This window comes from Dietzia sp. NPDC055343 (assembly GCF_053645265.1).
In genome coordinates, this window is sequence record NZ_JBSHMJ010000043.1 from 1 (window position 1) to 25,151 (window position 25,151).

General features: G+C 65.1%; 16 protein-coding genes, 5 pseudogenes and 1 other annotated feature. Of the genes and pseudogenes, 12 read left to right on the forward strand and 9 right to left on the reverse strand.

Annotated features, from left to right (window positions below):
• Nucleotides 1-181 precede the first annotated feature (181 nt).
• A pseudogene (locus ACWIE7_RS16000) lies at nucleotides 182-355 on the forward strand (IS3 family transposase); the annotation flags it as partial.
• Between the two features lie 31 nt (nucleotides 356-386).
• On the opposite strand, the gene ACWIE7_RS16005 reads toward ACWIE7_RS16000, so the two are convergent.
• A protein-coding gene (locus tag ACWIE7_RS16005) for an IS3 family transposase (RefSeq protein ID WP_454069930.1) occupies nucleotides 387-1,552 on the reverse strand; the annotation gives its coding sequence in 2 pieces (ribosomal slippage) (nucleotides 387-1,265 and nucleotides 1,268-1,552; 1,164 coding nt in all).
• 59 nt (nucleotides 1,553-1,611) lie between these two features.
• On the opposite strand from ACWIE7_RS16005, the pseudogene ACWIE7_RS16010 reads away from it, so the two are divergent.
• Together ACWIE7_RS16010 and cydC are read left to right on the forward strand one after the other, a co-directional pair.
• Nucleotides 1,612-2,149 (forward strand): annotated as a pseudogene (locus ACWIE7_RS16010) (IS3 family transposase); the annotation flags it as partial.
• A gap of 266 nt (nucleotides 2,150-2,415) precedes the next feature.
• Nucleotides 2,416-5,850, forward strand: a complete 3,435-nt coding sequence (gene cydC, locus ACWIE7_RS16015) for a thiol reductant ABC exporter subunit CydC (protein WP_230931462.1) — start codon at nucleotides 2,416-2,418, stop codon at nucleotides 5,848-5,850.
• A gap of 33 nt (nucleotides 5,851-5,883) precedes the next feature.
• On the opposite strand, the gene ACWIE7_RS16020 is transcribed toward cydC, so the two are convergent.
• Together ACWIE7_RS16020 and ACWIE7_RS16025 are read right to left on the reverse strand one after the other, a co-directional pair.
• Nucleotides 5,884-6,675, reverse strand: coding sequence for a M56 family metallopeptidase (locus ACWIE7_RS16020; RefSeq protein ID WP_096907662.1), 792 nt, complete (start codon nucleotides 6,673-6,675; stop codon nucleotides 5,884-5,886).
• Nucleotides 6,676-6,689: 14 nt separating this feature from the next.
• Nucleotides 6,690-7,049 (reverse strand): BlaI/MecI/CopY family transcriptional regulator, encoded by a 360-nt coding sequence (locus tag ACWIE7_RS16025; protein WP_070719688.1) that lies wholly within the window; start codon nucleotides 7,047-7,049, stop codon nucleotides 6,690-6,692.
• 143 nt (nucleotides 7,050-7,192) lie between these two features.
• Between ACWIE7_RS16025 and ACWIE7_RS16030 the strand changes: the two genes are divergently transcribed.
• Nucleotides 7,193-8,773, forward strand: coding sequence for a cytochrome ubiquinol oxidase subunit I (locus ACWIE7_RS16030; protein WP_096907664.1), 1,581 nt, complete (start codon nucleotides 7,193-7,195; stop codon nucleotides 8,771-8,773).
• Between the two features lie 20 nt (nucleotides 8,774-8,793).
• Complete coding sequence (gene cydB / locus ACWIE7_RS16035; RefSeq protein WP_096907666.1) at nucleotides 8,794-9,843, forward strand: cytochrome d ubiquinol oxidase subunit II; 1,050 nt, start codon at nucleotides 8,794-8,796, stop codon at nucleotides 9,841-9,843.
• 271 nt (nucleotides 9,844-10,114) lie between these two features.
• Here the strand turns inward: cydB and ACWIE7_RS16040 are convergent.
• Nucleotides 10,115-10,561, reverse strand: a pseudogene (locus ACWIE7_RS16040) (transposase); the annotation flags it as partial.
• A complete protein-coding gene (locus tag ACWIE7_RS16045) occupies nucleotides 10,562-12,103 on the reverse strand; it encodes an N-6 DNA methylase (protein ID WP_230931460.1) in 1,542 nt (513 codons plus the stop codon). It abuts the pseudogene before it with no gap.
• 356 nt (nucleotides 12,104-12,459) lie between these two features.
• On the opposite strand from ACWIE7_RS16045, the gene ACWIE7_RS16050 reads away from it, so the two are divergent.
• From ACWIE7_RS16050 to ACWIE7_RS16065, 4 genes are all read left to right on the forward strand, one after another.
• A complete protein-coding gene (locus ACWIE7_RS16050) occupies nucleotides 12,460-12,615 on the forward strand; it encodes a hypothetical protein (protein WP_159981229.1) in 156 nt (51 codons plus the stop codon).
• A 114-nt stretch (nucleotides 12,616-12,729) separates the two neighbouring features.
• Nucleotides 12,730-13,410 (forward strand): hypothetical protein, encoded by a 681-nt coding sequence (locus ACWIE7_RS16055; protein WP_230931459.1) that lies wholly within the window; start codon nucleotides 12,730-12,732, stop codon nucleotides 13,408-13,410.
• A gap of 495 nt (nucleotides 13,411-13,905) precedes the next feature.
• Complete coding sequence (locus ACWIE7_RS16060; RefSeq protein ID WP_454069931.1) at nucleotides 13,906-14,709, forward strand: recombinase family protein; 804 nt, start codon at nucleotides 13,906-13,908, stop codon at nucleotides 14,707-14,709.
• A gap of 238 nt (nucleotides 14,710-14,947) precedes the next feature.
• Nucleotides 14,948-16,198, forward strand: a complete 1,251-nt coding sequence (locus ACWIE7_RS16065) for an RNA-binding domain-containing protein (RefSeq protein WP_454069932.1) — start codon at nucleotides 14,948-14,950, stop codon at nucleotides 16,196-16,198.
• Between the two features lie 39 nt (nucleotides 16,199-16,237).
• Here ACWIE7_RS16065 and ACWIE7_RS16070 read toward each other — a convergent pair whose 3' ends face one another.
• Both ACWIE7_RS16070 and ACWIE7_RS16075 read right to left on the reverse strand, forming a co-directional pair.
• Entirely contained in the window at nucleotides 16,238-17,224 is a 987-nt protein-coding gene (locus ACWIE7_RS16070; RefSeq protein WP_454069933.1) for an IS481 family transposase, read from the reverse strand.
• A gap of 78 nt (nucleotides 17,225-17,302) precedes the next feature.
• Nucleotides 17,303-17,698 (reverse strand): RidA family protein, encoded by a 396-nt coding sequence (locus tag ACWIE7_RS16075; RefSeq protein WP_156607363.1) that lies wholly within the window; start codon nucleotides 17,696-17,698, stop codon nucleotides 17,303-17,305.
• Nucleotides 17,699-17,822: 124 nt separating this feature from the next.
• Between ACWIE7_RS16075 and ACWIE7_RS16080 the strand changes: the two genes are divergently transcribed.
• The gene (locus ACWIE7_RS16080; RefSeq protein ID WP_454069934.1) at nucleotides 17,823-18,827 is read left to right on the forward strand and encodes a helix-turn-helix transcriptional regulator; all 1,005 of its coding nucleotides are present in this window, start codon (nucleotides 17,823-17,825) and stop codon (nucleotides 18,825-18,827) included.
• Nucleotides 18,828-20,391: 1,564 nt separating this feature from the next.
• Here ACWIE7_RS16080 and ACWIE7_RS16085 read toward each other — a convergent pair.
• Nucleotides 20,392-20,994: a TetR/AcrR family transcriptional regulator gene (locus tag ACWIE7_RS16085; RefSeq protein WP_454069935.1), complete on the reverse strand. Its 603-nt coding sequence runs from the start codon at nucleotides 20,992-20,994 to the stop codon at nucleotides 20,392-20,394.
• 60 nt (nucleotides 20,995-21,054) lie between these two features.
• Between ACWIE7_RS16085 and ACWIE7_RS16090 the strand changes: the two genes are divergently transcribed.
• On the forward strand, nucleotides 21,055-22,068 hold the full coding sequence (locus ACWIE7_RS16090; RefSeq protein WP_454069936.1) for an alpha/beta fold hydrolase: 1,014 nt from the start codon (nucleotides 21,055-21,057) through the stop codon (nucleotides 22,066-22,068).
• 448 nt (nucleotides 22,069-22,516) lie between these two features.
• Here the strand turns inward: ACWIE7_RS16090 and ACWIE7_RS16095 are convergent.
• Nucleotides 22,517-24,035 (reverse strand): annotated as a pseudogene (locus ACWIE7_RS16095) (IS1634 family transposase).
• A gap of 143 nt (nucleotides 24,036-24,178) precedes the next feature.
• Here ACWIE7_RS16095 and ACWIE7_RS16100 point away from each other — a divergent pair.
• Nucleotides 24,179-24,931: pseudogene (locus ACWIE7_RS16100) on the forward strand (IS3 family transposase); the annotation flags it as partial.
• Nucleotides 24,401-24,532 (forward strand) — a sequence feature (AL1L pseudoknot). (Overlaps the previous pseudogene by 132 nt.)
• Nucleotides 24,932-25,151: the final 220 nt, after the last annotated feature.

Below are 25,151 nucleotides of genomic sequence, written 5' to 3' on the forward strand. Positions count from 1 at the left end.
AGCAGCTGTGGCAGCTCCAAGCTTTTCTGCTGGGGCGGTGGATCCTGCCAATCGCCGCGCTAGTCCTGGTGGGACTGTCAGTGTGGTCGTGGCGCAGCGTGCCGCAGGTCCCTTGCATTAGATGCAGGTTTCCACGGGTTGGGGGTCGTCGTGGACAGTGTTCCGGGCTTCGTTCCGCGGGCGTGCTGGTCACGACATCGGCCGGGACCAGGTCGCCCGGCTGATGCGGGCTGGCGGGATCGAGGGCGTCCGGCGCAGCAAGCGAGTGCGCACCACACAACCCGACCCGGGGATGCCGCGCCGCCCTGACCTCGTGCGTCGCGACTTCACTGCCACCGCGCCGAACCAGTTGTGGGGGCTGATGCACGGTTAGGTGACACGGTTAGTCACGCGGCCTGAAGGGCCTCGTGGTTGATGATGGTCTCGTATTCGATGGGGGTCAATCTGCCGAGGCGGTCTTGTCGTCTGCGGCGGTGGTAGGTGCGTTCGATCCAGTGCACGATCGCGGTGCGGAGCTCGTCTCGGGAGGCCCAGGATCGACGGTCGAGAACGTTGTTTTGCAGCAGCGAAAAGAAGCTCTCCATCGCCGCGTTGTCCCCAGCAGCACCGACCCTTCCCATCGACCCGAGCATGCCGTGCCGGGTGATGGCCTTCTGCATCTTCTTCGAGCGATATTGAGAACCTCTATCGCTGTGTAGGACGCAGCCGGTCACGGCGCCCCGCCTGGCGACGGCGCTGGTCAGCGCGGCCACGGCCAGGCGGGACTTCATTCTCGAGTCGATCGAATACCCGACAATCCGGCCTGAGTAGACGTCCTTGATCGCGCACAGATACAGCTTTCCCTCGGCCGTCCAATGCTCGGTGATGTCGGTCAGCCACAACTCGTTGGGACCAACCGCGGTGAAGTCCCGCTCGACGAGATCGTCGTGCACGGGTGGGCCGGCCTTGCGATGCTTGCCGCGGCCCTTCTTGCTGATGGTGCTGGTCCAGCCACCGGTTGAGCAGATTCGCCAGGCGGTCCGCCGGCACATCTTCTCGCCTGCGGTCTCGGCTTCGTCGGCCAGGTAGCGGTAGCCGAACTCGGGGTCCTCGCGGTGGGCGTCGAACAGGGCGTTGGCCCGGTACGCCTCGGCGAGTTCGGCATCGGTGACCGGGTTCTTGAGCCATCGGTAGTAGGGCTGACGAGCGATTCCAAGTACCCGACACGCCACCGCGACGGGGATGCCGTCAGCGGCGAGCTCGCTCACGAGCGGGTACCACCTTTTCCCGGCAGATTCGCCTGGGACAGGTAGGCAGCAGCGCGGCGCAGGACCTCGTTCTCCTGCTCCAGCAGTCGCACACGCCGCTTGGCCTCACGCAGCTCACGCGACTCGGCTGACGTGGTGCCGGGCTTGATCCCGGCTTCGACATCGGCCTTGCGAATCCACTTCTGCAACGTCATGGGATGGATACCGAAGTCGGCGGCAATCTGCTCGAGCGTCACACCGTCTTCACGATTCTGAGCGACGCGAACAACGTCGTCGCGGAACTCCTGGGGGTAGGGCTTGGGCACAACAACATCCTTCCAGGCCAGCCCCGCAGGGCAAGCCAGATCAGATGTCACCTACTCGCGCACCAGCCCCGTGGGTCACCGACCTGACATTCGTCCCGACCTGGACTGGCGTCGCCTACGTCTGCTTCATCATCGACGCCTTCTCACGAACGATCGTCGGGTGGCGGGTCGCCTCGCACATGCGCACCACGATGGTCCTCGACGCGATCGAGATGGCCCGCTGGTCACGCGGCACCCAGCTGACCGGCCTGCGGTGTCACGGCGATGCCGGGTCGCGGTTCACGTCGATTCGCTACGGCGAACGCCTCGCCGAAATCGGAGCAACTCCCTCGATCGGCACCATCGCAGATTCCTACGATTAATGCGCTCGCTGAGACGGTCAATGGCTACTACAAGGCCGAACTCATCCGCGGCCCTGCCCGCGAGGGACGGCCGTGGAAGACCGTCGAGGACATCGAGCTGGCCACCTTGAGCTGGGTCCACTGGCACAACAACGACCGCCTGCACGGCTATCTTAATGACGTGCCGCCAGCAGAGTTCGAGGAGACGTTCTACGCTACGAAACGGGCCGACCAGACCCTGGTCGGAATCCAATAGCCGAGCCTCCATCAGACCCAGTGCGATTCAGTCGGCACCGGCGTGAGCGCGTTGCCAGATCGCCATGTTCAACGCGTCCGGTGCCAAGTCGGTTTCCCGGATCTTCGAGACCTGCCACCCGACGACGCGGGCCGTAGAGCGTTCGTGGCCGAGTCAACGGTGCGCCCGCGTGCGGGGGCACACACCAGTGTTTCTACGGTATGTAGAATTTAGACGGCTGAGGCGGGAATCGTCTGCGGTGAACCTGCCGGTGAGGACGTGTGTGGATGATGATGCGCAGGTCGACGGCGCGGCCCGCCGAGGGAATCGACCCCTGGGTGCTCGAGGCCGAGCGGACTGTGAAGCGGACTTCCGCACGCCCGGACCTCGGGCCCGCGCCGAGTTCCGCCCTCGTGGCGCTGGGACTACTGGCTGCCCTCCGGGCACTGGGGCTAGTGCTGGTGGCGGAGGCTGTGGCGCGAGGCATCGCGGGACTGGCGGCCGGCACCCTGCCCGCCGGGTCGGTGCGGGCGATCCTGATACTCGGTCTGGGCGGTGCGCTGCTGCGGGCCGCTGCCGAATGGGCGACCGAGACGAGTGCCCGCAGGGTAGCCACCGCCGTCAAGCACGGCCTGCGGGGCAGGCTGTGGCGCCGGACGGTGCGAGCGCACGACCCCCGGGGCGGGACCGCGGTGCTCGCCACAGATGGGTTGGACGATCTGGACCAGTATTACGTGCAGTCCGTGCCTGCCATTATCGCGGCGATCGTGGTGCCCCCGCTTCTCCTGGCCCGTGTCCTCGCCGCCGACTGGGTCAGTGCCCTGGTGATCGTGGTGACGATCCCACTGGTGCCACTGTTCATGGTCCTGATCGGCCGGCACACCGGTCAACGCACGGACGCGGCGTTGAGTGCGCTGACCAGGCTGTCCGACCATCTGGTCGAACTGGCTCGTGGGCTGCCCGTTCTGGTCGGGCTCGGCCGCGTCGAGGAGCAGACGGACTCACTTGACGCCATCCAGCGGAACTACGGCCGTCGCACTCGGGAGACGCTGAGATGGGCGTTCCTGTCCGCCCTGGCGCTCGAGCTCATCGCGACGCTCTCCGTGGCGGTGGTAGCGGTCTTCTTAGGCCTCCGTTTGCTCAACGGGACGATGGACCTGCAACCCGCACTGCTCGCATTGCTGCTCGCACCGGAGTGCTTTACGGTCCTTCGCCGGGTGGGGGTGGCGTTCCACGCTTCACAGGACGGCCTCGCCTCACTGCATCGTGTGCGCGAACATCTCGAAACATCGCCTGAGGCCGACCTGCGGAACGCTGACGGCGCTACGATCCGCGTGGCTGAGCTCGAAATCCGATACTCCGGTCGTGGGGCCGCGGCATTGACTGGCCTCGATGCAGAGCTGAGCGGCATCGTCGCCGTTACCGGGGCCAGCGGAGCCGGTAAGTCCACGTTCCTCTCGGCTCTGGTCGGGGCGCTGCCGGACGATGCGACAGTGCGCGGGCGAGTCATGGGAATCGAAGCGGACCTCGTGGGGTGGTCACCCCAGTCGCCGCGGGTGTTCGGTGCCACCCCGCGGGAGGAACTCGAGTTGTACGGCGCGGATCCCGCGGCCGCGCTCGCCGAGGTCGGACTATCCCGGGTCGACGAGTCCGCTGCCGCCGAACTAAGCCCGGGGGAACTCCGGCGCCTGTCTGTGGCGCGTGCACTGGCCCGCGTGGACGCCGGCGCCCGCCTGCTCGTGCTCGACGAGCCGACCGCCCACCTCGACCACCATGCCGCTGAGCTGGTCCGGGGCGCGATCCTGCGCCGAGCCGAGCGTGCCACCATCGTGCTTGCGAGCCACGAACCGAAGACACTCGACCTCGCCACGAGCACCGTCCGGATCTGTGGCCCGACCAGCCGTGCAGGCGGCGACGCATCTGCGCTCCCCATGGCCCGGCACCCCGAGTTCCAGGACCCCGAGGCCGTCCCGGGCAGTGATCTCGGCGTCTCGCGGATCCCCGCTGCGGACGGCAATGCCGACCCGGGCCGCCACGAGCGGAGCCCGGAACAGGGAGTCCGGGAGGGGGCGGGCGATCCGATGTCTAGCGGGGTAGGCGGCACCGGGCGTCTGTCGCTCGGTGCGCTGATCGGTGCCCACGGCGGGCTCTGGGCGGGGGCGGTAGGACTCTCGGTGCTCGCCACCTCCCTGGGCTTGGCTCTCACGGCGCTTTCGGGATGGTTGATCGTCCGATCGAGCGTCGAGGAATACATCATGTATCTCCTGGTGGCGATCGTCGGAGTCCGAGCGTTCGGGATCGGACGCTCGGTGGCCACATACGCTGAGCAGTTGCTCACCCACCACGCCGCCTTCCGGACCATCGACGATCTCCGACTGCGGCTCTGGCGGGCGATCGCAGCACGAGGTACCGGGTCCCGGCGACTGCTCGAAGGTGGGGCGCCGCTGGACTACCTCGTGACCCAGGCCGATGAACTGCGGGATCAACTCCCCCGGGTCGTTACGCCCCTGATCTCCGGAGTGGCCGTACTGCTGGGGGCCACGCTCACCACCTGGTTGGTCACTCCTGAGTTCACCGTGCTGGTGGGGGCGGGCTTGGTCACGACCATGGCACTCGGAGCGGGCCTGGTGGCAACGGTCGAACGTGGGGGTGACGTAGCCAGGGTCGCGGGTCGGTCTCGTCTGGTGCGGGGATCGGCGTCATTGAGTGCAGCGGCTGCGGACCTGCGCGGTAACGGGGTGGCAGCGGCGGCGGTCGCCCGACTCGACGAGATAAACCGGAAGCAGTCCGCCGACGAACGGCGCGCGACCCGCGGCGCCGGGCTCGGCACGGCGGCGGTGACAGCAGGCACGGGCATCCTGGCGGTGCTCGTGGCAGTGACCGATCCGGCGGTGGACGCGGAACGAGCCAGTGTGATTGCTCTACTGTGCCTGGCGCTGGGCGAGCCTCTCGCCGCGTGGGTCGCGGCAGTGCACCGTGTGCCGTCCGTGCGCTCACTGCTGCACAGCCTCGGCTCCGTACTGGGACCCTTCCCGCAGGCCACGTGGGGCGTTGGTGCGCCGAACGGGCCCGTAAATTCGGTGACGCTGGAGCAAGTGAGTGTTCGGTATCCGCACACTGCGCGCCCGGCCGTGGCGGGTGTGGATGCTGTTGCGCGCACGGGGCGCTGGTTGTTCCTCGACGGGCCGTCCGGATCGGGAAAGTCCACACTCCTGTCCGCCGTGATGGGGGCACTGCCCCTCAGCGGCGGAACGATCCGGGCCGACACCTCTCCGATCACGACGTTCGCCGAAAAGGCATGGCGATCCCGTGTGGCCTGGTGTCCACAGGACGCCTATGTCTTCGACTCCACCCTGCGCGGCAATCTTCTCCTGTCCAGGCCGTCCGCGCAGGCCCCCGACGACGCCGCGATGCGACGGGTCCTCGAGCAGGTCGGCCTGACCCCGCTGCTCGACGCGCTCCCGGACGGTCTGGGCACCCGGGTCGGAGCCGGTGGTCGGGCGTTGTCGGGAGGGGAGCGTCAACGGTTGGCGGTGGCGCGAGCACTGCTCACTCGCGCCGACGTCCTCCTGCTCGACGAGCCGACTGCGCACCTGGACACGCCGACAGCCGACGCCATGATGAGCGACCTCCGCACCGCCGCCGATGACAAGGTGGTGATCCTGGTCTCGCACCGCCACGATGACCGGCGGCCCGAGGACCAGGCGGGCCGACTCAGCTGAACGGGCCGGAGCGAGCCGCTTGGCCCGCCCTGTTCATGACTCGTGGCCGGGAGCCGGCGCGCCGAGACGGCGGAGTCGATCGCTCATGCGGCCGCCGTCGTCGTAGTCGTCGTGGTCGTCGTGGTCGCCATAGCCGCTACCGTCGGCCGCACCAACCCTCAGGATCGCGCGGGCCACCACTTCGTCCCGTACCTCTCGGCGGGCTCGGTCGTCGGCCAACATCTCCACCATCGCGGCGACCTCCGTCTCCGCGAGGACCGCGGTGGGAAGTCCCGGTAGTGCGGACCGCCAGGCCCGGAACGCCAATTGCAGGATGTCGTGCCGCTGCTCCACGTGCGCGCGTTCGTGGGCAATCACGGCCGCGAGCTCGTCGGGATCCAGGTTGTCGAGCAGCCCCTGGGAGAGCACCGTGACGGAACCGGCGCCACGGGGGATGCAATATGCCACCGGTGCGGCCTCGTCGATCACGCGCGTTCGCGCGCGGGTCGGATGGGGCGCCGTGAGTAGTTGGAGCAGCGTCAGATGTCGGCGCCGTTGCCGCGTGACCTGGACGACGGTCGCACCGAGGTGAGCGAGAAGATAACAGCCCAGCAGGATCGCAGGGATCACCGCGGCCAGGGGATGCTCCGGCGCGACCGCGCGGCCGATCAGCGCGAGTGCCCCGATCATCGAGACCCCGCCGGCCAGGCCGATGGCCTGCCAGAGAAGGAGCGCGCGGGCCGGGGCGTGCATCGGCCAGCGCGCGCGAGCCAACAGAACCGGCACCGGCCAGGCCAGGGCCAGGGCGACCCCGGCCAACAGGAGCCCCACGGCGCCGGTGGACATCGCCGACTGGGGGATCAGCCGTTTCCCTTCAGTAGCGTGCGTAACGCCGCCGCCTCATCGTTGGAGACCCCGCCGACGAACCGTGCAAGTACCGCGTGCCGGTCCCGGGAGTCTCCAAGGACTTCGTGCATGAGTTCCGCGGTGTACTCCTCCCGCGAGGCCACAGCGCGGTAGCGGTGGGGGCGCGCGGTGCGATCCGAGACGACCAGACCTTTGCGTGCAAGGCGGCTCAAGACCGTGAGCAGGGTGGTCACGGCGGGTGGGCGCTCCCGGGAGCTGTCGAGCACGCCCTTGACGTCGTACGCCGTCACCGGCCCACTGTGGTCCCAGATTACGTCCATAACGGCACGCTCCAACTCGCCCAGGGTCGCCACGGTGATCCTCTCCTCCTGCTTTGTAGCCGGATTCTATCAGTGGCGAAAGAAATTCGACTCTCGGTAGAAATATTTCTACGCTATGTAGAATGCCGATGGCGGGTGAACACGACACCCGATCCGGTGAAAGGGGTTGGCGTCCTATGGACGTTGTCGAGATCGCACGCTGGCAGTTCGGCATCACGACCGTCTACCACTTCCTCATGGTCCCGCTCACTATCGGACTCGGGGCGATGGTTGCCGTGATGCACACCGCCTGGGTGCGCAGCGGCCAGGAGAAATTTCTCCGGATGACCAAATTCTGGGGAAAGCTCTACCTCATCAACTTCATCCTCGGCGTGGCCACGGGCCTGGTCCAGGAGTTCCAGTTCGGAATGGCCTGGAGCGAGTACTCCCGGTTCGTCGGGGACGTGTTCGGTGCCCCGCTCGCGCTCGAGGGTCTGCTCGCCTTCTTCCTCGAATCGACCTTCCTCGGTATCTGGATCTTCGGCTGGGGCAGGCTGCGCAAGGGCGTGCACCTCGCGGCCCTGTGGTGCGCGGTGATCGGATCCTGGGTCTCGGCGTACTTCATCATCGTCGCCAACTCGTGGATGCAGCACCCCGTGGGCGTCGAGCTCGGCGAGGACGGCCGGCCGGTCATGACTGACGTGTGGGCCGTGCTCACCAACAACACCGCACTGGCAGCGTTCACCCACGCCGTCTTTGGTGCGCTCGTGGTGGGAGGGATGTTCCTGCTCGGGATCGCCTGGTACCACCTGTGGCGCCGCCGGCATGACGGGATCGACACCGTCGACGAGCGCGGGCACGTGATCGTGGGGCAGGCCCAGGACATACCAGGACGCGACCGCACCGACCACGGCGTCTGGATCTGGTCCCTGCGATTCGGCGCGATAGTCGCCATGGTGGGGTTCCTCGGCACAGTCGTCACCGGCGACATCCAGGGCAAACTCATGTACGAGCAGCAGCCCATGAAGATGGCTGCCGCCGAGGCCGCCTGCCACTCCGGCTCCTCCTTCTCGGTGCTCTCGCTGGGCAACCCGGGATCCACGGACTGCCGCGACGTCACCACTCTCATCGAGGTCCCCGGCGTTCTCGGCTTCCTCGCCACCGGGGAGTGGGGCGTCGACATGCCGGGTATTCGCGACCTCGAACCCGAGTACGTGGACCGTTACGGCGAGACGATTCCGGACGACGCCCTGTACGGCGACCGGGCGGGCGCGCAGATCGAGTACGTCCCCGTCATGTGGGTGACCTACTGGGGCTTTCGCCTCATGATCGGCCTCGGCGGGATAGTCGCCGCCGCCGGAGCGGTTGCCCTGTGGCTCACCCGGCGCGGCACCGTCCCCGGATCCCGCGGGCTCATGCGACTCGCGCTCGCCGGAATCCTCGCACCGTTCGCCGCGAACATCGCCGGATGGATCTTCACCGAGATGGGCCGACAGCCGTTCGTCGTGGCCCCGAACCCCGCCGTGACCGGAGCCGACTCCGTGTACATGTACACCCAGGCCGCCGTATCTCCCGGTGTGACCGCCGGGGAGCTGCTGTTCTCCCTCATCTCCCTGGGCTCCGTCTACGGGGTTCTGCTGGTCGTCGAGGTGTACCTGCTGGTGCGGTATACGCGCGGTGGAGTCGCCAGTGCGATGCCCGAACTCGTTGGTCAGGACGACGACGACGTCGACGACCCGGACGGCGAGCACGACGACGTGCTGTCGTTTGCCTACTGACCACGAGACGAGGAACAACCATGGAACCCCTTGCAATCATCTGGTTTGTCGCCATCGCCCTCCTGTGGACCGGGTACCTCCTGCTCGAGGGATTCGATCTGGGCGTGGGCATGCACATGATCTTCTCGACCCGCAGCGAACGCGACCGCCGCGTCATGCTCAACACCATCGGCCCCGTCTGGGACGGCAACGAGGTGTGGCTCATCACCGCCGTCGCTGCCCTCTTCGCCGCGTTCTCGCCCTGGTACGCCGCGCTACTGTCCGCCCTCTACGTGCCGCTGACCCTCGCGTTGCTCGGACTCATCGTGCGGGCCGTCGGTATCGAGTACCGGGGCAAGGTCGGCACAAGGGTCTGGGCGACGTTCTGGACGTACATGATCGGCCTCGGTTCCGCGGCCGTCGCGTTCTTCATCGGCGCGCTGCTCGCGCTCACCTCGATCGGACTGCCTATCGACGGCAACGGCGACCGCGTCGGCGGTCCCTTTGCCTGGCTCTCGTGGCCCGCCCTCGTCGGTGGCCTCGCCGTGGTGGGATTTGCCCTGGCCCACTCCGCCACGTTCCTGGCGCTCAAGGCCGACGGCCCAGTGCGGCGGCGCGCATCCGGTTTCGCCGTCCGGTGGGCTCCCCTCTGCCTGCTGCCGCTGCTCGTCTGGATTGCGATGGTGCAATTCGAGCACGGTGCCGGACCGGCGGGGTGGACGGTCGCCCTTCTCGCCGTGGTCTCCGGTGGCGTCGGATGGGCTCAGGCACGCGCGGGCCGGGAAGGGCTCGCGTTTACCGGCTATGCCGGCACCGGCCTGTTCGGGCTGGCCGCGATCTTCCTGGCCATGTTCCCGGTTCTGCTGCCGTCCACAATCGACAGTGCCTTCGACATCACGGTGCAGTCCGCGGCGCACAGTACGTATACCCTCGGCGTGTTGACCGCCATCACGGTCGTGGCGCTGCCCGTGATCCTCTGTTACCAGGCATGGAGCTACTGGGTATTCCGGCACCGCGTCACACCCGGGATGATCCCCGAGCCACACGTGGTTCTGCCGGCGATTCTGCGGGCCGAGACCGGCGGGCGCTAAGAGACTCGTTCCACCGATGTCGAGCGTGAGGGCGGTGTGACTCTCGGTCTGCCGGTCGAGGGGTTTTGGGCGTGCGGGATCGGCCGGTCGGGTCCGGCTCGTCCACTTGAGGTTCTCCGGTAGTGCGGGCGGGTTGGTGAGATCAGGGCGCGGCTGCTGAGGCTGGCAATAGCACTCGGTAGCGGGAACACTCCAGACCACGAGGTGGACAAGACAGTGATGGGGCCGCTGCACAAGCTCCTATAAGGTCCCACTCTATGGGGCACTATCACCGCTGATACCGTTCACCTTCTTTGCGCTGCGGTTTCCGCCTGGTGCGACCGGTCCGCAGTGCCAGTTTCACCTCACGTTTGAGGCCGCCCCGGGCTTGGAAGTACAGCGCTTGGTAGATCGTTTCGTGGCTCACCCGCATGCTTTCGTCGTCGGGGTGATCCCGGCGCAGACGATTGGAGACCTGTTCCGGGGACAGCTTTCGGAACAGACCTTCCTCGACCGCTGCCCTCAGGACCGCGTTCGTCACCAGTTTGGCCTGCTTGGGCCGTGACCTGGCCACGGCAGCAGCTCGATCGGCCTGGTACGGCAGATGCCGGCCGGTGCTGCTGTGCCGGCGGACCTCCCTCGAGACCGTGGAGACGTTTTTGCCGATTCGTGCCGCGATCGTGCGAAGCGAGTCCTTAACCACGAGACCGTCGGCGATGGCAACCCGGTGACGACAGCTTCACAGATCGCACTGGTCACCGGCCCTCGGATGCCCGGGGTGGTCAGCTCGTCTGCGAACCCGCGGGTTGCCGATCACCACAGTGACTTTGGACTTGGCCTTGATACGGGCAGCCCTTGACCTAGACCGACTGATCAACTCAAGACCGGATCCGAGCTGGGTCTGCTCGGCGTGGGGATCGTCGAGGGTGTCGGTGACGTACATTCCCAGGCCTGCCGGTGGGAGGCTGGCTCCAAGATCGGCGAGTAGGTCGGTGGCTCGTAGTTCGGCGACGGCGAATGGGCCCGTCTGGAGCTCGAATCCCACAATCCGCTCGGCGAGCTGGCTTACTGCCCCCGCAACGGCTCCCTGCCCGTCTCGCTCGGCCACTCGGGCCGCGACGTGCTCGATGATCGTGTGTAGGAATGTGCCCGTGCCCATCGCGGGGTCGGCCACGACCACATCCGGGTCTGCGAATCCTGCGGTTCTACCCAATCGTGTTTCGAGTACTTCTTCGGTGAGGCGGACCATTTGCTCGACCACTTCACGTGGTGTGTAGTACGAGCCGGATTTTTGCCGCAGCTGCGGGTCGTAGACGTCGAGGAAGGTTTCGTACAGGTGGAGATAGGTGTCGCGGCGGCCGGCGCGGACCTTCGGCCACTGCACGGCGTCGATGACACGCACCAGGAGGTCGATGGTGACCTTGAAGTCAGCTGCGACGTAGTCAGTCAGCAGCTGAAGCGCCCGGGCCATGAGGGAGTGCTGTCCCGCCAATTTCGTGCCCACTGCGTGCAGGCCGCCGGCATCGGCGAGTGTGATGCCTTCGGTTCGGGCAAGGAGGAGGGCAAACGTGACGGTCTGCGCGTAGCCGTCGGCGAAGGTCGCGTCGTCAGCGGTCGGAAATAGCAGGTGTCGCCAGTCCCTGGCGAGTCCATGGAATGGCTGATCTTCGCGTCGAGCTCCTGCCTTGATCTTGCGCTGCTCGGTGGCGAGCTGGTCCAAGACTTCACCGCGCAGAAGTCGAGTCAGCGGCGCGATAGCCCGAACAAGAGCGATCACGCTGGTGATGGGCGCTGGCTCCCACCGCAGGAAGTCGGTCAGGAACTGCTCGAACTCTGCGGGCGCGGAAAGCTCCGCTCCAGCCGTGCGGAGCGGCCCGCCGGCAAGGTGTATCGGATCTCCGACCGGCTCGCTATCTCGGTAGAGCCGCCATTCCGTGCCATTGGTGTAGATCAGGTTCGGCAGGTCCTTCTGCCTCGTCCACTGTCTGAGGTTGTGGCCTCGCATGGAGTCCGGGTCCAAGTTGGCACCAGGCTTCTTGACTTCGACGTACCCAGTGGTCGCACCGCCGACGCTGATCGCGTAGTCGGGACGAACTCCACGGTCGTCGTCGCGGACCTCGTCGTGTGGGACCACATCCAAGGAAAGGTGCTCGCCAGCGGCGGCGAGTAGCTGTTCGATCGGAGCCCGGATCGCTGCTTCTGCCTCACCCGGACCGGCCAACTTGGCTTTGCAACGCTGCCCGAACTCCGAAACAGCAGTAGTGAGCCAAGGCGATGACACGTGAGCAACCTTTCAGGATGCAAGCGGTGGGGTTGCTCCGATTGTCCTTCATTCCCCGTCGGGAAGTTCGTGGACGCACCGCTAGAGACTGCCTATTCTCGCGCAACGACTGGGCTTAGAGTATTCGCCGAGCCTGACAGTCGAAAATGCTATATTTCTCTTGTTGCGGATTCGTGCGCTCAAAAACCCGGTCACAGACCGGGTTTTCGTCATTTCGCCCGCCGCAACCTGCTGGCCATGACGCTGGCAGCCCGCGCCTAGGCGCAATTCAGGTCGCTGGCCAATACCTGGCCGCGGCACTCAGCCTGGCAATCGGCCAGGTGTGGCATCTCTCCACCATGAGGGGAGGTTGCGATATGCAGGTTCTCGACATCGTCGACAAGCTGGACCTCGCGGCCGTCCTGCTCCTTGGGGCCGGGCACTTTGTGCTCCGCCTCCTTCCCTTGATCTCGGATCGCGTTAACGCACGCGCCATCCGACTGATTGAGGCGAAGAAGAAGCAGGACGACTAGGAAAAATCGCACCTAACACTCTCGTAGGGAGAAGTCTGCCGTTCTAATGTTGTCGTCGTTTACATTGCGGCCAAGTCGAAGGCGTGCTGCCGGCGCGCGTCTAAGATGCCCCAGATGGGCTTCTCTGACCGCAAGGCGTCGATTGTCGCCGAGGCGTACCGCCGAACGAAGAGTCACGTCGCCTACCTCGACGAGTCCTATCAGGCGCCGGACCCGATAGAGCACCACCGCAAGACGTTCTACCTCTTCACCGCGGTTGTTGTTGCTCAAGATGACATGGACGAGTTGCGTGGAGGGCTTCTCGAGATTGCGGGCTCGCCGCACTGGCACACCACCGAGGCTCTGCTCACGGCAGGAGGGCGACGGGCCACTGAGGACATGCTCGGGTATCTCGCTGACGGGAAGGAGACCTGCGTGATTGCCCATCAGGTGTCCGTAGACCCTGTCGACCATGATGCAGAAGACGCTCGTCGCGCCTGCTATCGATCGTTAGCGGAAGAACTCGCCGCTGGCCGAGCCGGCAGTTGGAGCCCTATAGAGTTGCTCATCCTCGAAGAGCGCAACCAGAGCAACTTCCGGAATAAGGATGACAAGAACCACAAAGAACTGATCCGCGAAAATCGAGTCCCACGAAACACGCGACTCCTGCAGACCTCTCCAAGTGCCGAGCGGCTGCTGTGGCTTCCAGATCTCGTGTCATCCGCGTTCCGCCGAACCATCACTCACACAGACGGAACCGACGAGCTCTTCGAGATCGTGAAGCCTCAAGTGCATTTTCTTGAGGCCGGGGACTAGATGAGGTGTAAAAAAAGAGCAGCCCCTGGCTGCCGTAGCTACACCTAGGGGCCTGGCCGACTGTCGGGGCGTAAGCCCAGAGGGCCGACTCATTGCTCACCTGTATGTTATCCAAACTGCGGAGCATTGTCACGTCGTCGTTCGCACGCACTCCTGAGCCAGTTGCGTCCGGCGTTCACTACTGAGGAACTACCTCAGTTCCCGTGCGTCCGCCGGAGTCGCGCATCTGGCGGGACCTATCGGCGTTTGTGCGGAAAGTGTGAGCTTCCGGAGCACTCCACCGCCACCTGGCGCCGGAGACATCCGCCAGATAGCGGTTCGGTTCACATCGTCGGCACGTGAGGCTCCGCCTCGTCCCTTTTGGGTACACCCGTGCGGGACGGGCGAGCCGTCAATGTTCTCGCTGTGTCACAGGGTCGAGTTCGAAGCTTATGAAACGTCGTCTCGTCGGGTCTAAGGTGTATTGATACAGATTACGAGCGGAGGGGATTTCCGATGGCTGATCGGATCGGGACGTTGCTGAACCGTTCGGGTGATGGTGGCGAGGAGGTGCTCATCGTCAGCCGCGGGAAGGTGCGGACTCGGTTCCGGCGCCGGGACGAGTTGGGTTGGAACTTTCGGGTGGAGTCGACGGACTCGGAGAACATCGTCGAAGGGAAGCCAAAGGCGGAACCGAAGCCGGCTCGCCGATCGTCGCGTCCGCGCGGGCAGCGGGTGGCGTACGTACGGGTGTCGGCCGCGGATCAGAATGAGGCGCGTCAGCTCGAGGCAGTGGGGGAGTGTGACCAGGTCTACGTCGAGAAGCAGTCGGCTCGCTCGCGTGCTGATCGAGTGAAGCTCGCCGAGTGCATCAGGTATCTGCGAGACGGTGACGAGCTGGTTGTCGCTTCGATGGACCGGCTCGCTCGTTCCCTGGTCGACCTGAAGCAGATCGTTGGCGAGATCACCGCCAAGGGAGCCAGCGTGGAGTTCGTTCACGAGCGGGCCACCTACGCCGCCGGTGCCCAGGATCCGCGAGCGGATCTGATGCTCTCGCTGCTCGGGGCGTTCGCGGAGTTCGAGCGGGCCATCATCCGTGAACGCCAGGCCGAGGGCATCGCCATCGCCAAGGCGAAGGGCAAGTACAAGGGACGCAAACGCGTCCTGACCGACAAACAGATCGACAAGGCCCGAGCCCGCATCGAGGAGGGGGAGGGGCCATCAGCGATCGCCCGTGATCTCGGAGTCGGGCGTTCTACGTTGTACCGGGCACTTCAGCGAGTAGAAGCTGGAACCGCCAACGTGGCGGACCCAGGTTGAGCAGGGCGTCCTTGACGTGAGAGTAGGCCGAGACGAGACCTGCATTTCCATTTCGACAGTTGGGTCGCCGGCTGCGGAGAAGTTGATGATGCAGAAGTCCCAGCCCGCCTTACCGGCGGCCAGCGGCCGTGTGCCAGGGCCGGTCAGCGCCCCACATTATCTGGCTGAATTCCTCAGTCAGCTTCTCGACCTCGCCAAACGAACACTCGCGCTGCTGCATGGCCAGTAGGTTCGGTTGATGACTTTTACAGCCCTTCACCGAGCAGTTGGTGCTGAGCCGGGGCCGCTGACTGAGGACCTTCTGGACCAGGCGGTACGCGCTGGAGTTGAGGAAACGACGGATCTCGATTGGAAGACTCGACTACCAGACAGCTCGAAGCTGCGGGACTCGGACTTCTTCAAGGACGCGGCCGCGATGGCTAACGCTGGCGGTGGAGTCATCGTCTTCGGTGTGACCGAAAGCGAGAAGGCCGCGAATGGGCGAGCGGATGCCGGCGAGTTCAGCGAGAACTACGAGCGGACGCTTCGTGCCGTAGCGATGAGGGCCATCACCCCTCCGGTATTCGGACTCAAAATCCACCAGTTTGGCCGAGAGCCCCGGCGCGCCGTTGTAGTTGAGGTTCCGGCAAGCATCGACGGACCACATCTGATCTTCAACAACCAGTTCTTCGGCGCGCCCGTTCGCGATGACGCCGACACCACATGGATGGATGAGCGGCGACTCGAAGCGATGTACCGGGCGCGGTTCGACGAACGCCGCAAAGCCACTGAAGTGACGGACAGACTCTACGATGAATCAGCACGTGGCCGGGACACTGCTCACCGTGCGTGGCTAGTCGCGGTTGCTCATCCCCGCAGGCCTTTGTCTCACTTGGCTGTGGACCGCGAGCATGCCAGCATTGCGTTCAACGATGCACTGGCCATGGGGAAGCAGTACACCGAGCAGGACGGAATTCATCCCCTCGAAAGTGTGGAGCGGCATAATCTGCGGCCAGGCCTGCGGCGCTGGGTTGCACGGAACACAGCGACAGAGAAGCGGGAGCGATGGAAGGAGTCATGGGCGACTCTCCACCACGACGGCTCGGTCACGCTTGCAACTAGCGTTGGCGGGCACCCGTTCGCAGCGAGTGAGACACACCCCGGTTCGCATATCGAAGCTCAAGGTATGGAGTGCGGTGTCGCCGACTTCATGGCGCTAGTTCGCGCGACTGCTCAGTTAACTGGCAACGACGATTACGACCTCCGCGTCGGGGTCGAATGGGACGGTAATGAGCCGCTAACTATCCTGACGCACGATGGCTTCGGCTTCACCGCAGAGTTCTCCACCCCCATTCACGGCTTCACTCCCGTCGAAGTGTCGGTCGACGCGGAAGGCCCTGACTCGGCTTTCATTGCAAGCGTCTACGCCTTAGCGCAAGACTGTGTGAACCAAGGTGGAATCTCGAACTTACAAATGATCGTCAAACCACCAGGTGACATGGAGACGTGATCTCGAAGGTGCAGGTTCAAAAATCGGGCGTAGGGACGACTAGGTGTACTGACCGGACACGTTGATCAATCGTGAGAAGGGTGGCTGATTGCCGCAGGCCGTGTGCGGTCGATGTTGGTTGTAGTGGTGCAGCCAGGGCTGCAGGGCGTCGCGTCGTTCCTGTTCGCTGCGGTAGCAGCGCGCGTAGGCCCACCCGTCGGCCATGGTGCGGTGGAACCTCTCGACTTTCCCGTTGGTCTGCGGGCGGTAAGGCCGCGTGCGCTTCGGTGTGATCGAAAGTTCCTCGCAGGTGTCGCGCCACAGGAGGGAGCGGTACGCGCCGCCGTTGTCCGACAGGACGCGTTCGATGGTGACGCCGCGGTCGGCGAACCAGTTGACCGCCCGGTGCAGGACGGCGACGGCGGTGATGGCGGTCTCGTCGTCGTGGACTTCGGTGTACGCGACGCGGGAGTGGTCGTCGATGACGGTGTGCACGAACGCGTACCCCAGCTTGGGGTTGTGCCACTTGCTGCGGGGCTTGCCTGGGGTGGCGGAGCGGTTCTTGTCGCCTTGGCGGCGGCCGACATAGCGCCAGCCGCCTCCGTCGGGGATGTTCCCGAGCTTCTTTACATCCACGTGCACGAGTGACCCGGGGTAGTCATGCTCGTAACGGCGGACAGGTTCGCCTGTGGCGCGGTCTACGTATGCGAGACGGTTCAGTCGGGCGGTCGTGAGGATTCGATGCACGGTGGACGGCGCGATTCCGAGCCTGCTCGCGAGTTGGACCGGCCCTTCGCGAAGTCGCAGGCGCAGGTTCACGCACCGCTTCGTCGTCGCCTTGCGCGTCTTGTTCGGTGAGGTCTTCGGTCGCGAGGACCGGTCGTGCATCGATTCGCCATTTGCGTAGCGGTCTACCCACCGCTTCACTGTCGGCCAGGACACCTGGAAGCGAGCGGCGACCTCGCTGATCGGCCAGCCGTCATCTACGACCAGGCAAGCGACTTTGAGGCGGTGGCGGGGAGTCAGAGCGGCGTTTGCGTGGGACATGGGACTCCTTAGGACGGGCCGACGGCCAGCAGGGTTACCCTGCTGGCCGTCTCAGATGAGTTTCGATAGGGGGAAGCGTTACGCGACAGCGGTTCCTTCGAGCTCGACCATTTGGCCGGGGATCGCCAGGCGGGTGACGCCGAGCATCGTGGTAGTCGGGGCGACTCCTGCCGCCCCGAGCTTCCCGGCGAGCACGCCGTAGTGCGGGAACAGCGCGTCCACGTCGGTGGTGTAGACGTTGAGGCGGACCAGGTTCTCCAGCGACATGCCGGCCTCCGCGAGCACGGCCTCGAGGTTCGCCACGGCCAGCGCGAGCTGGGCCTCGACGTCCCCGTCGTGCTCGGGCTGGCCGTCCTTGTTCATCGCCGTCTGCCCGGAGATGTACAGGGTCCGCGCCTCTCCCGAGACGACCTCGCCTTGGTTGAAGCCCATCTCCTGCGACCACGTCACCGGGTTTACTGCCGTGCGTTCCATTGCTGCTCCATTCGTTCGTTTCGCAGCGCCCGGCTGCCCTATGGTCGCCGTCCTCGACGCTGTACTACTAGCCTCTCGACGAATCACGACACCTTGTGTCGTGTTTTCTGGTAAGAATGGATGCATGCGAGCAGACCGACTGGTCTCGCTGGTGCTGCTGCTGCGTCAGCGAGGCCGAATGACCGCCGACCAGCTGGCCGGGGAGCTCGAAGTGTCCACGCGCACCGTGCTGCGCGACATCGACGCCCTCTCGACTGCGGGCGTCCCCGTTTACGCCGACCGTGGTCGACACGGCGGCTATTCACTCCTTCCCGGCTTCCGCACCGAACTGACCGGGCTGAACCATGACGAGGCACTCGCGCTGCTCACCGCCGGATCAGACCGCGGCGAGAAGGTCTTCGGCCTCAGCGCACCGCTAGCCTCGGCGATGCGCAAGGTCGTCGACGCGCTGCCCGAGGGGCACCAGGTGCGTCTCGGCGATGCGGCCAAACGGTTCCTCGTGGAGCCGGAGACCGACCTGCTCTCTCGCCTTGCCCCCACCGAAGACCTGGCCGACGGCGTCATGAGCGAGGTCCGAGCCGCGGTGCTCACCGGCCGCCGGCTGCGATTCAACTACGCGGCACCTGGTAAAGCACCGAGTCGTCGAACCGTCGATCCGATTGGACTGGTCACCGTCCGCGGGCGCACCTACCTGCTGGCGACGAGGTCTGGAGACGATCGGACTTACCGTCTGTCTCGGATGCTCAGCGCCGAAGCGCTCCCCGAACCAGCGCAACGCCCCGCGCAGGTCGATCTCGACCGCATCTGGGCCGAGCGCACCGCACAGTTCCTCTCCGAGAAACACATCCCCGTCGTCGTCCGCATCAAGACCTCACGTCGTGAGGAACTGCTGGAGAATGCCAGCGCTGTCCGGGCCGAGGAACCGGAGCTGGATGATTGGATCCGCCTCGACGTGACCTTCGAAGACCTGCGCCACGCGGTGTGGGCAGTGTGGCGGCTTGATACGGACGCCGAAGTACTAGCGCCAGAATCCGTCCGCGATGCGATGTACGTGCGTGCCGAAGCATTGACGGCACGTTATCGATCCCGACGATCCGTACCGACTAACGTGTCCGGTCAGTACAACTAGGTCCCGGGAGGGCAGCGCCATTGCCCCTGAAGACGTGGAAACTTGGAGTGTCGAAGTAGCCGCCACAGCGGTCGACGTCCTCGGCGAGGCAGTGAGCGAGGCGACTGCGGGAGACGCTGGCTTTAGCGGGTTTGTCCCGAAGGGGTCGATGCTTTGCGATCTCGGATCATCCCGCCGGGAGCCTTACTGGTGTCAGGCAGCTTCTACGTTGGAAACGAGTCCGCGCAAATAGTCAGGAGCGCGGTGCCGGTAGATATTGTTCTTGTGCGAAGCTCTAGGGTGCATCAATGTCTTGGGGGTTCGAAAAGGCTGCCGGATGGGGGATTTAGATGCATGAAATCGCTGGCGTGATCCTAGCGCAGTTTCAAACAAGTGGAATTTCGATGGCCATCGCTGCCGGTGCTCTAATTGTGTCGATTGTGTCTTATCGCCGGTCGGGCCCTCGCATCAGTGTGAACCTATCAACCCCGATTATTATTGACCCAAAATTTCCTCGATGGCACGGGCGTGCCGCCGTTATTGTCAAGATAACAAACGATGGTGCCAGTCCGATGCAGGTTCAAGGTGTCTATCTAGAATCGCCGGTCGGGCGGGTCTATGGCGAAGCGCAGCCGGAAAAAGGGATCGAACTGCCGTATTCATTGGAGGCTCGCGGGGGGCAATTAGTATGGCTCTTTGATCGCCAACAGCTTCGAAACACGGCACGTAGAGATGCGGGAGAATCCCAAGTTGCATTCCGAGCGGTGGTTGAATCGGGCTCGGCGAGGTACAAGAGCAAAGACGTCGAGGTAGTGCATCCTCTCGAGCCGCAGAGGGCGCCTCGCCGAAAGACTTCGCTGCGGGGCAGAACGGCGAAGCGATTAGGGGACCTCTTTTCGCCTCGGCCTCAGGTAGAAGGGCTGGCTCTTATTGATAGTGTCGATCTTAAACAGGGTACCTATGGTTTACGGGTGAAGAACTTTGGAGGCGGGGTAGCCCGTGGGGCGACGGTTGAGTTATTGAGACATCTTGATTCCGGATCAATGGAGCGTATTGGTCAGCCCATTCCCGTGGGTGCAATATTCAGACATAGAACAGTGACCATCGCCGTTCCCTTACAGGAGGAGGAGGAACTATACTGGTACCTTAGATACAAGGGCCGAGTTCGTGCTGGAGCGGGCGCGATGACGTGGCAAGAGGCGATTGAACTTCAGAAGAATGGCAGATAAATGGGTTCGTATCTGCTGCAGGAAGGCGGAACGCGAAAGATGGATTGGCCTAAGCAGCCGCGGAGTCCGGCTGAGTGGGCGATGCGCTGGTGGTGGACCTCCGAGTTGAAGTGGCCCACTTTGTCGAAGTGGATGACGAACGGCAGCGACAGGACCTGTCCGACGGCTCACGTGGGCGATGATGCCAGGGTCGGAGCGCAATGAATTGACTGTTGTCGACGCGGCGGTGGGTGAGGGTCTACCGCCGGCCTGTATCAAGGTAGAAATAGTCGCGTCTCGCTGGCTCTGCATCGTTGGCTTGTCATAACGTCTGGTTATCGGGGGGCGGGAGCGCTCCGACTGGTGGCTGGCGGGGGTCAGAGCCTGTCGGTTAGTAGTTCAATGATTGTCTCGGCTGCCGCGTTCGTGTTGTAGGTCGGGTCGTCGAGGAACTCGTCGATGACGGCGTCGATCATTCCGCCGGTGAGGACCGCCAGGGTCCGTAGTTCGTCCGGGTCCGCGGTGCGGCCGTCGGCGTCGGCGGCCTCGCCCAGGATGCTCGCCAGGGGAGCCCAGCGTTCCTGGCCGGGTGGGCGCACCCGGTCGCCGAGAGCGGCGGCCGCCAGTCCTGCCTGCACGATCGTGCGGGCCTGCTCGGGGTGTGCGGTGAGGTGTCCGATCATCGCTCGCACGTACGCCCCCGGGGCCAGCCGGGCGGGGACTGCCTCGACCTGCTCGCCCACATGCGTGGCCAAACCGGTCAGCACCTGCTGATAGGAGGCGGTCAGAACCGCGTCCTTGGTGGAGAAGTGGTAGACGACCGTGCCCTTGGCCACCCCGGCAGCCCGGGCGATCTGGGATAACGACGCCTCGGCGTACCCCCGCTCGGCCACCAGGGTGATGGTGGCGGCGATGATCTGGGCGCGCCGCTCCCGCTCGATCCGGGTCAGACCGTCGCTGTGTGACGCGGGCTCTGGCATGGCGAAATGGTACCGTCGAACCCAGAAGTTGACCAATCGGTTAAAAGCTTCGGGGGAGCCGTGGGCCATACAGCGCAGGAATCCGGCCGCGCGGCCGTGGGTGGGCGTCGTCGTCGCCGGGTGTGGGGCATCACCGCCGTCGTGCTGGTGATGGCGGCGGTGGCCGGGGCGTTCGCGCTGCGGACCCCGAGCCCTGTGGGGCACTGGAATTCCCGCGCGGGGTACGAGGCGTTTCAGGTCGACTACGACCGTGCCTGGCAGGAGATGCCCGTCCCGGACGAGACGATGGACGTGCGCACCGGGTTCGGGTTCGTGCGCATCTACCGGTTCGAGGCCACGACCGACTCCCCGACCCGGCACCCGTTTGTGCTGCTGCCCGGCCGGTCCTCACCCAGTCCCGTCTGGGCGGACAACATGCCCTCCCTGGTGGAGTTGGGGGACGTCTACGTCCTGGACCTGATGGGGGAGCCGGGCCTGAGTGTGCAGGAGGTCCCGATCGAGGACTTTGCGGACAACGCCGCGTGGCTCGACCAGGCCCTGGCCGAGCTGCCGGAGGAGAGGTTCCATCTGCTGGGGTTGTCCATCGGCGGCTGGACCGCCGCGAACCTGGCCGTCCATCGCCCCGAGCGGGTGGCGAGCCTCCTGCTGATCGATCCCGCCTACACCTTCGGCACCATCCCCGGCGAGACCGCCGTGCGGGCGATCCCGGCCTCTGTGCCCTGGCTGCCGAAGTCCTGGCGAGACTCCTTCGCCTCGTACACCGCCGGGGGCGCGCCGGTGGAGGACGTACCGGTGGCCCGGATGATCGAGACCGCGATGCGCTCCTACTCGATCAGGCTGCCCCAGCCGGCTCTGATCCCCGAAGAAGACCTGGAGCGCCTCGAGATGCCGGTCCTGGCGATCCTGGCCGGCCGGTCCGTCATGCACGACACCCGCAAGGCCGCCGACGTCGCCGAACGAGTGCTACGGAACGGCGCCGTGGTGGTGTATCCCGACGCCTCCCATGCGGTGGGATCCGAAGAGGCTGCGCAGATCGCCCGAGAGATCGAGGCGTTTCTCTCCAGTCACCAGTGACGGGGCAAGGCAGCGATAGAACAGTGGCACCGCGACTCTGGCGGAGAGTCGATCGCTGACATCCTCGACAACGCCCTCAATGTGCTCCGCCACCTGTAGGCGGACCACGCCTCCTGCCTGCGGGGGCCCTCTGCACTTGCGATGCGCGTTGCCTCACGCGGATCGTTGCCGGGTGCGATGGTGTCCTGCGCTCTGATCTGCCCGTTTGTGCCGCGCACCTGGAGCTCGCCTCCTCCGTCCTGGCAAGGATCTCGCGAGCACGGTTTATGCCGTCGGACTGCGTTGGGGCGACTGCGCTAGCTCGGTTGGCGCCGGGTTTACGTACTTCCTAGCCGCCGTCATTGAACCTCCCTGGTTCTGTCGGAGGGTCCGATCTAACAAGGAAGACTGGACCCCATGGCAGCACCACGAAAGTTCGACTCTGACCTGACTTCCACAAGTTTTAGTGTCACCCTGCGTTGATCGCGTCGATGACGGCTCGCGCGGCGTCCGGGATTGTGGGTTCGACGAGCATTTCGTGGTCGCCGATGGCGACGGTGACCGTGCGCAGCGGTCGCAGGGTGGTGACGATCTTCTTGATCGACATGCCGGTGAGGTCCTGCAGGTGCCGCGCCACGGCCAGGGCGGCAAACACGACGGTGAGGTGAGCTTCGATCGCATCGCGGGTGCGGTGGAAGATCGGGCGCGCCCTCAGGTCGGCCTTGGCCATGCGGAAGGACTGCTCGACCTTCCAGAGGTCGTGATAGGCCGCCACGACGGCATGGCCGTCCATCACGGCCGGGGCGATGTTTGTGACATACCCCTTGTAGCCTGCAGACTCGCGGGCCCGCTGGATCGAGGCCTCGTCCAGGATTACCTTCTGGTCGGTGACCACGGGCGAACCGCTGCTTCTTGAGTGGTTCTGCCCGGTCGGCCACGCGTTGGGCGCGGTCGATCTGCGCGTTCAGCGTCCGCCGGTCTCGCTTGGCTCGCTCCCATTTGTAGTGCCACACCACCCGCCGGTCTCGCCGGTCCCGGCCCTGGCCCATTGGGCGGATCAGCTCCACGACGCCGTCGTCGGCAATCAGATTGCCGCGGCGGCCGAAATGGTCCTCGAGCTCCTTGGGCGCCTTGGAAGTGCGGGAGCCGACGATGAACGACAGGCCAGCATCTTCCAGCGCATTGAGGTTGGCCGCCGACAGCATGCCCGCATCGGCCACCACGACCATGTCGCTGATCTGGTGGCGCTTTTGGAAAGCCGTGATGACCGGGATTAGCGTCTTGGTCTCTGCCTTGTTGCCCTCGAAGACGTGCACGTCCAGCGGGAACCCATCCCGGGCCACCAGCAGGCCGACGGTGATCTGCGGGTCGACCTTGCGCTCTTTACTCATACCGACTTTGCGCAGGTCATCTTCCTTCTCGGCCTCGAAATACAAGGTGGTCAAGTCGTAGAGCACCAACGCCACACCGGGGCCCCCGGCGCGGTTGACGTGGGCCCAGCAGGCGGTGGCTATCAGCGCGCGGTAGTCCCGGCCGACCACCCGCTGCAGACAGTTGTAAAGCGTGTTGACGTGCGGTGGTTGCGTCCCCAATTCGCCCAGGACCCGAACCGAGTCCAACTTGCTGGTCGGCTCCACCACACGGCACAGCACCAGGTCGCGGAACACCGTATCGCCCACCACGTCGAAGCCGAGCCTGGAGTACGTACCGGTCAATCCTTGCCACAGGATCCGCGCCGTGGACTGCTGGATCCGCGCGGCTGTCGCTGCCGGCACGTCGATCACCGCGGCGCCGCGCTCACTCAACTCCAGGTCTAACGCCTGCTGATCGCCCTGGATGCGCTGCTTGGCGACCTCGATCAACGCCGCCAACTCGCCGGGGGTGTGAGCCGAACCCAGGTGCTCGCGCACCACCAACCGGCTGCTGACCCACTCGACCAACTGCACGCCCGTGGCCCCCGACCCCGTCGGCACCTTCCGAAATTTCAGCCCCACAGGCCCAACCTACCGGGCCGTTTAGTGTCACAAACGCCAGCCCCGAACTCGCCCACCAGCGCAAACCGGAATCCCAAGCAGCAGAACAGCGTCAACTTGTGGAAGTCAGGTCTGAGACCCGGGATCGCGCGGTCCGGATGTACCACGAGCACCTCGCCGATACGCAGTGCTCGAAGCTCGCCGCCCAGCAGGCATGTCGGCGAGCTGCTGGGGGCGAAGCCGGCGACCCTGCGCAACTGGGTCGAGGCCGATCCCGCTGTCACCTCTGCTGCGACGTCGGCGGAGTCCGCTGAGGTCAAGGGGCTCAAGCGGGAGGTCGCCGAGCTGCGGCGGGCGAACGAGATCCTCAAGACCGCTTCGGCGTTTTTCGCAGCGGCGGAGCTCGACCGCCGACTTTCTTGATCGTCGCCAACATCGACGAGTTCAAGGTGCATTTCGGGGTCGAGCAGATCTGCCGCGTGCTCACCGAGCACGGCATCACGATCTCCCCGAGCACCTACTACGCCCGCGCCGCCTCTCCGGCCACGGATGCCGAGCTGGCCGACGCGTACACCGCTCACGAGGTGTTCTGCCTGTTCCACGACCAGCGCGGCCTGTACGGGGTGCTCAAGCTCTGGCATGCCCTGCGGCGTCGTGGACGCGACATCGGCCGCGACCAGGTGGCCCGCCTGATGGGCATCTGCGGCATCACAGGGATCGTGCGTGGCAAGCGCCACACGGTCACGACCGAGTCCGACCCGAGCGCCGACCGGTACCCGGATCTGATCGACCGCAAGTGGAACACCCCCACCCGGCCTGACCAGTGGTGGGTCGCGGACTTTACGTACGTTTGGACGCTGGACGGGTTCTGCTACGTCTCGTTCATCGTGGACGTGTATGTGCGAAGAGTGCAGATAGGGTCTTTTCTACTTGTCTTAAGGTCTGGCTATCGGCGTTCGATCTGTACGGGGGGTCGACAGACGTTCTGAGTTTGGGTGGGCCGGTTTAGCGGGTGAGTGCTTCTCCGGCGCCGCGGAGGAATTGGCCTGACATCGCGACGGCGGGTCCTGAGCTGTCGGCGCCTTCGATGAATGCGCAGAATGCGATGTCGTGGACGATTCCCGCGAACCA

Coding starts and splice junctions, on each gene's coding strand:
- ACWIE7_RS16060 (WP_454069931.1), top strand. CDS start 13,906: ATGGCTGATCGGATCGGGACGTTGCTGAACCGTTCGGGTGATGGTGGC.
- ACWIE7_RS16075 (WP_156607363.1), bottom strand. CDS start 17,698: ATGGAACGCACGGCAGTAAACCCGGTGACGTGGTCGCAGGAGATGGGC.
- ACWIE7_RS16085 (WP_454069935.1), bottom strand. CDS start 20,994: ATGCCAGAGCCCGCGTCACACAGCGACGGTCTGACCCGGATCGAGCGG.
- ACWIE7_RS16055 (WP_230931459.1), top strand. CDS start 12,730: ATGGGCTTCTCTGACCGCAAGGCGTCGATTGTCGCCGAGGCGTACCGC.
- ACWIE7_RS16020 (WP_096907662.1), bottom strand. CDS start 6,675: ATGTCCACCGGCGCCGTGGGGCTCCTGTTGGCCGGGGTCGCCCTGGCC.
- ACWIE7_RS16070 (WP_454069933.1), bottom strand. CDS start 17,224: ATGTCCCACGCAAACGCCGCTCTGACTCCCCGCCACCGCCTCAAAGTC.
- ACWIE7_RS16080 (WP_454069934.1), top strand. CDS start 17,823: ATGCGAGCAGACCGACTGGTCTCGCTGGTGCTGCTGCTGCGTCAGCGA.
- ACWIE7_RS16050 (WP_159981229.1), top strand. CDS start 12,460: ATGCAGGTTCTCGACATCGTCGACAAGCTGGACCTCGCGGCCGTCCTG.
- ACWIE7_RS16065 (WP_454069932.1), top strand. CDS start 14,948: ATGACTTTTACAGCCCTTCACCGAGCAGTTGGTGCTGAGCCGGGGCCG.
- cydC (WP_230931462.1), top strand. CDS start 2,416: ATGATGATGCGCAGGTCGACGGCGCGGCCCGCCGAGGGAATCGACCCC.
- cydB (WP_096907666.1), top strand. CDS start 8,794: ATGGAACCCCTTGCAATCATCTGGTTTGTCGCCATCGCCCTCCTGTGG.
- ACWIE7_RS16030 (WP_096907664.1), top strand. CDS start 7,193: ATGGACGTTGTCGAGATCGCACGCTGGCAGTTCGGCATCACGACCGTC.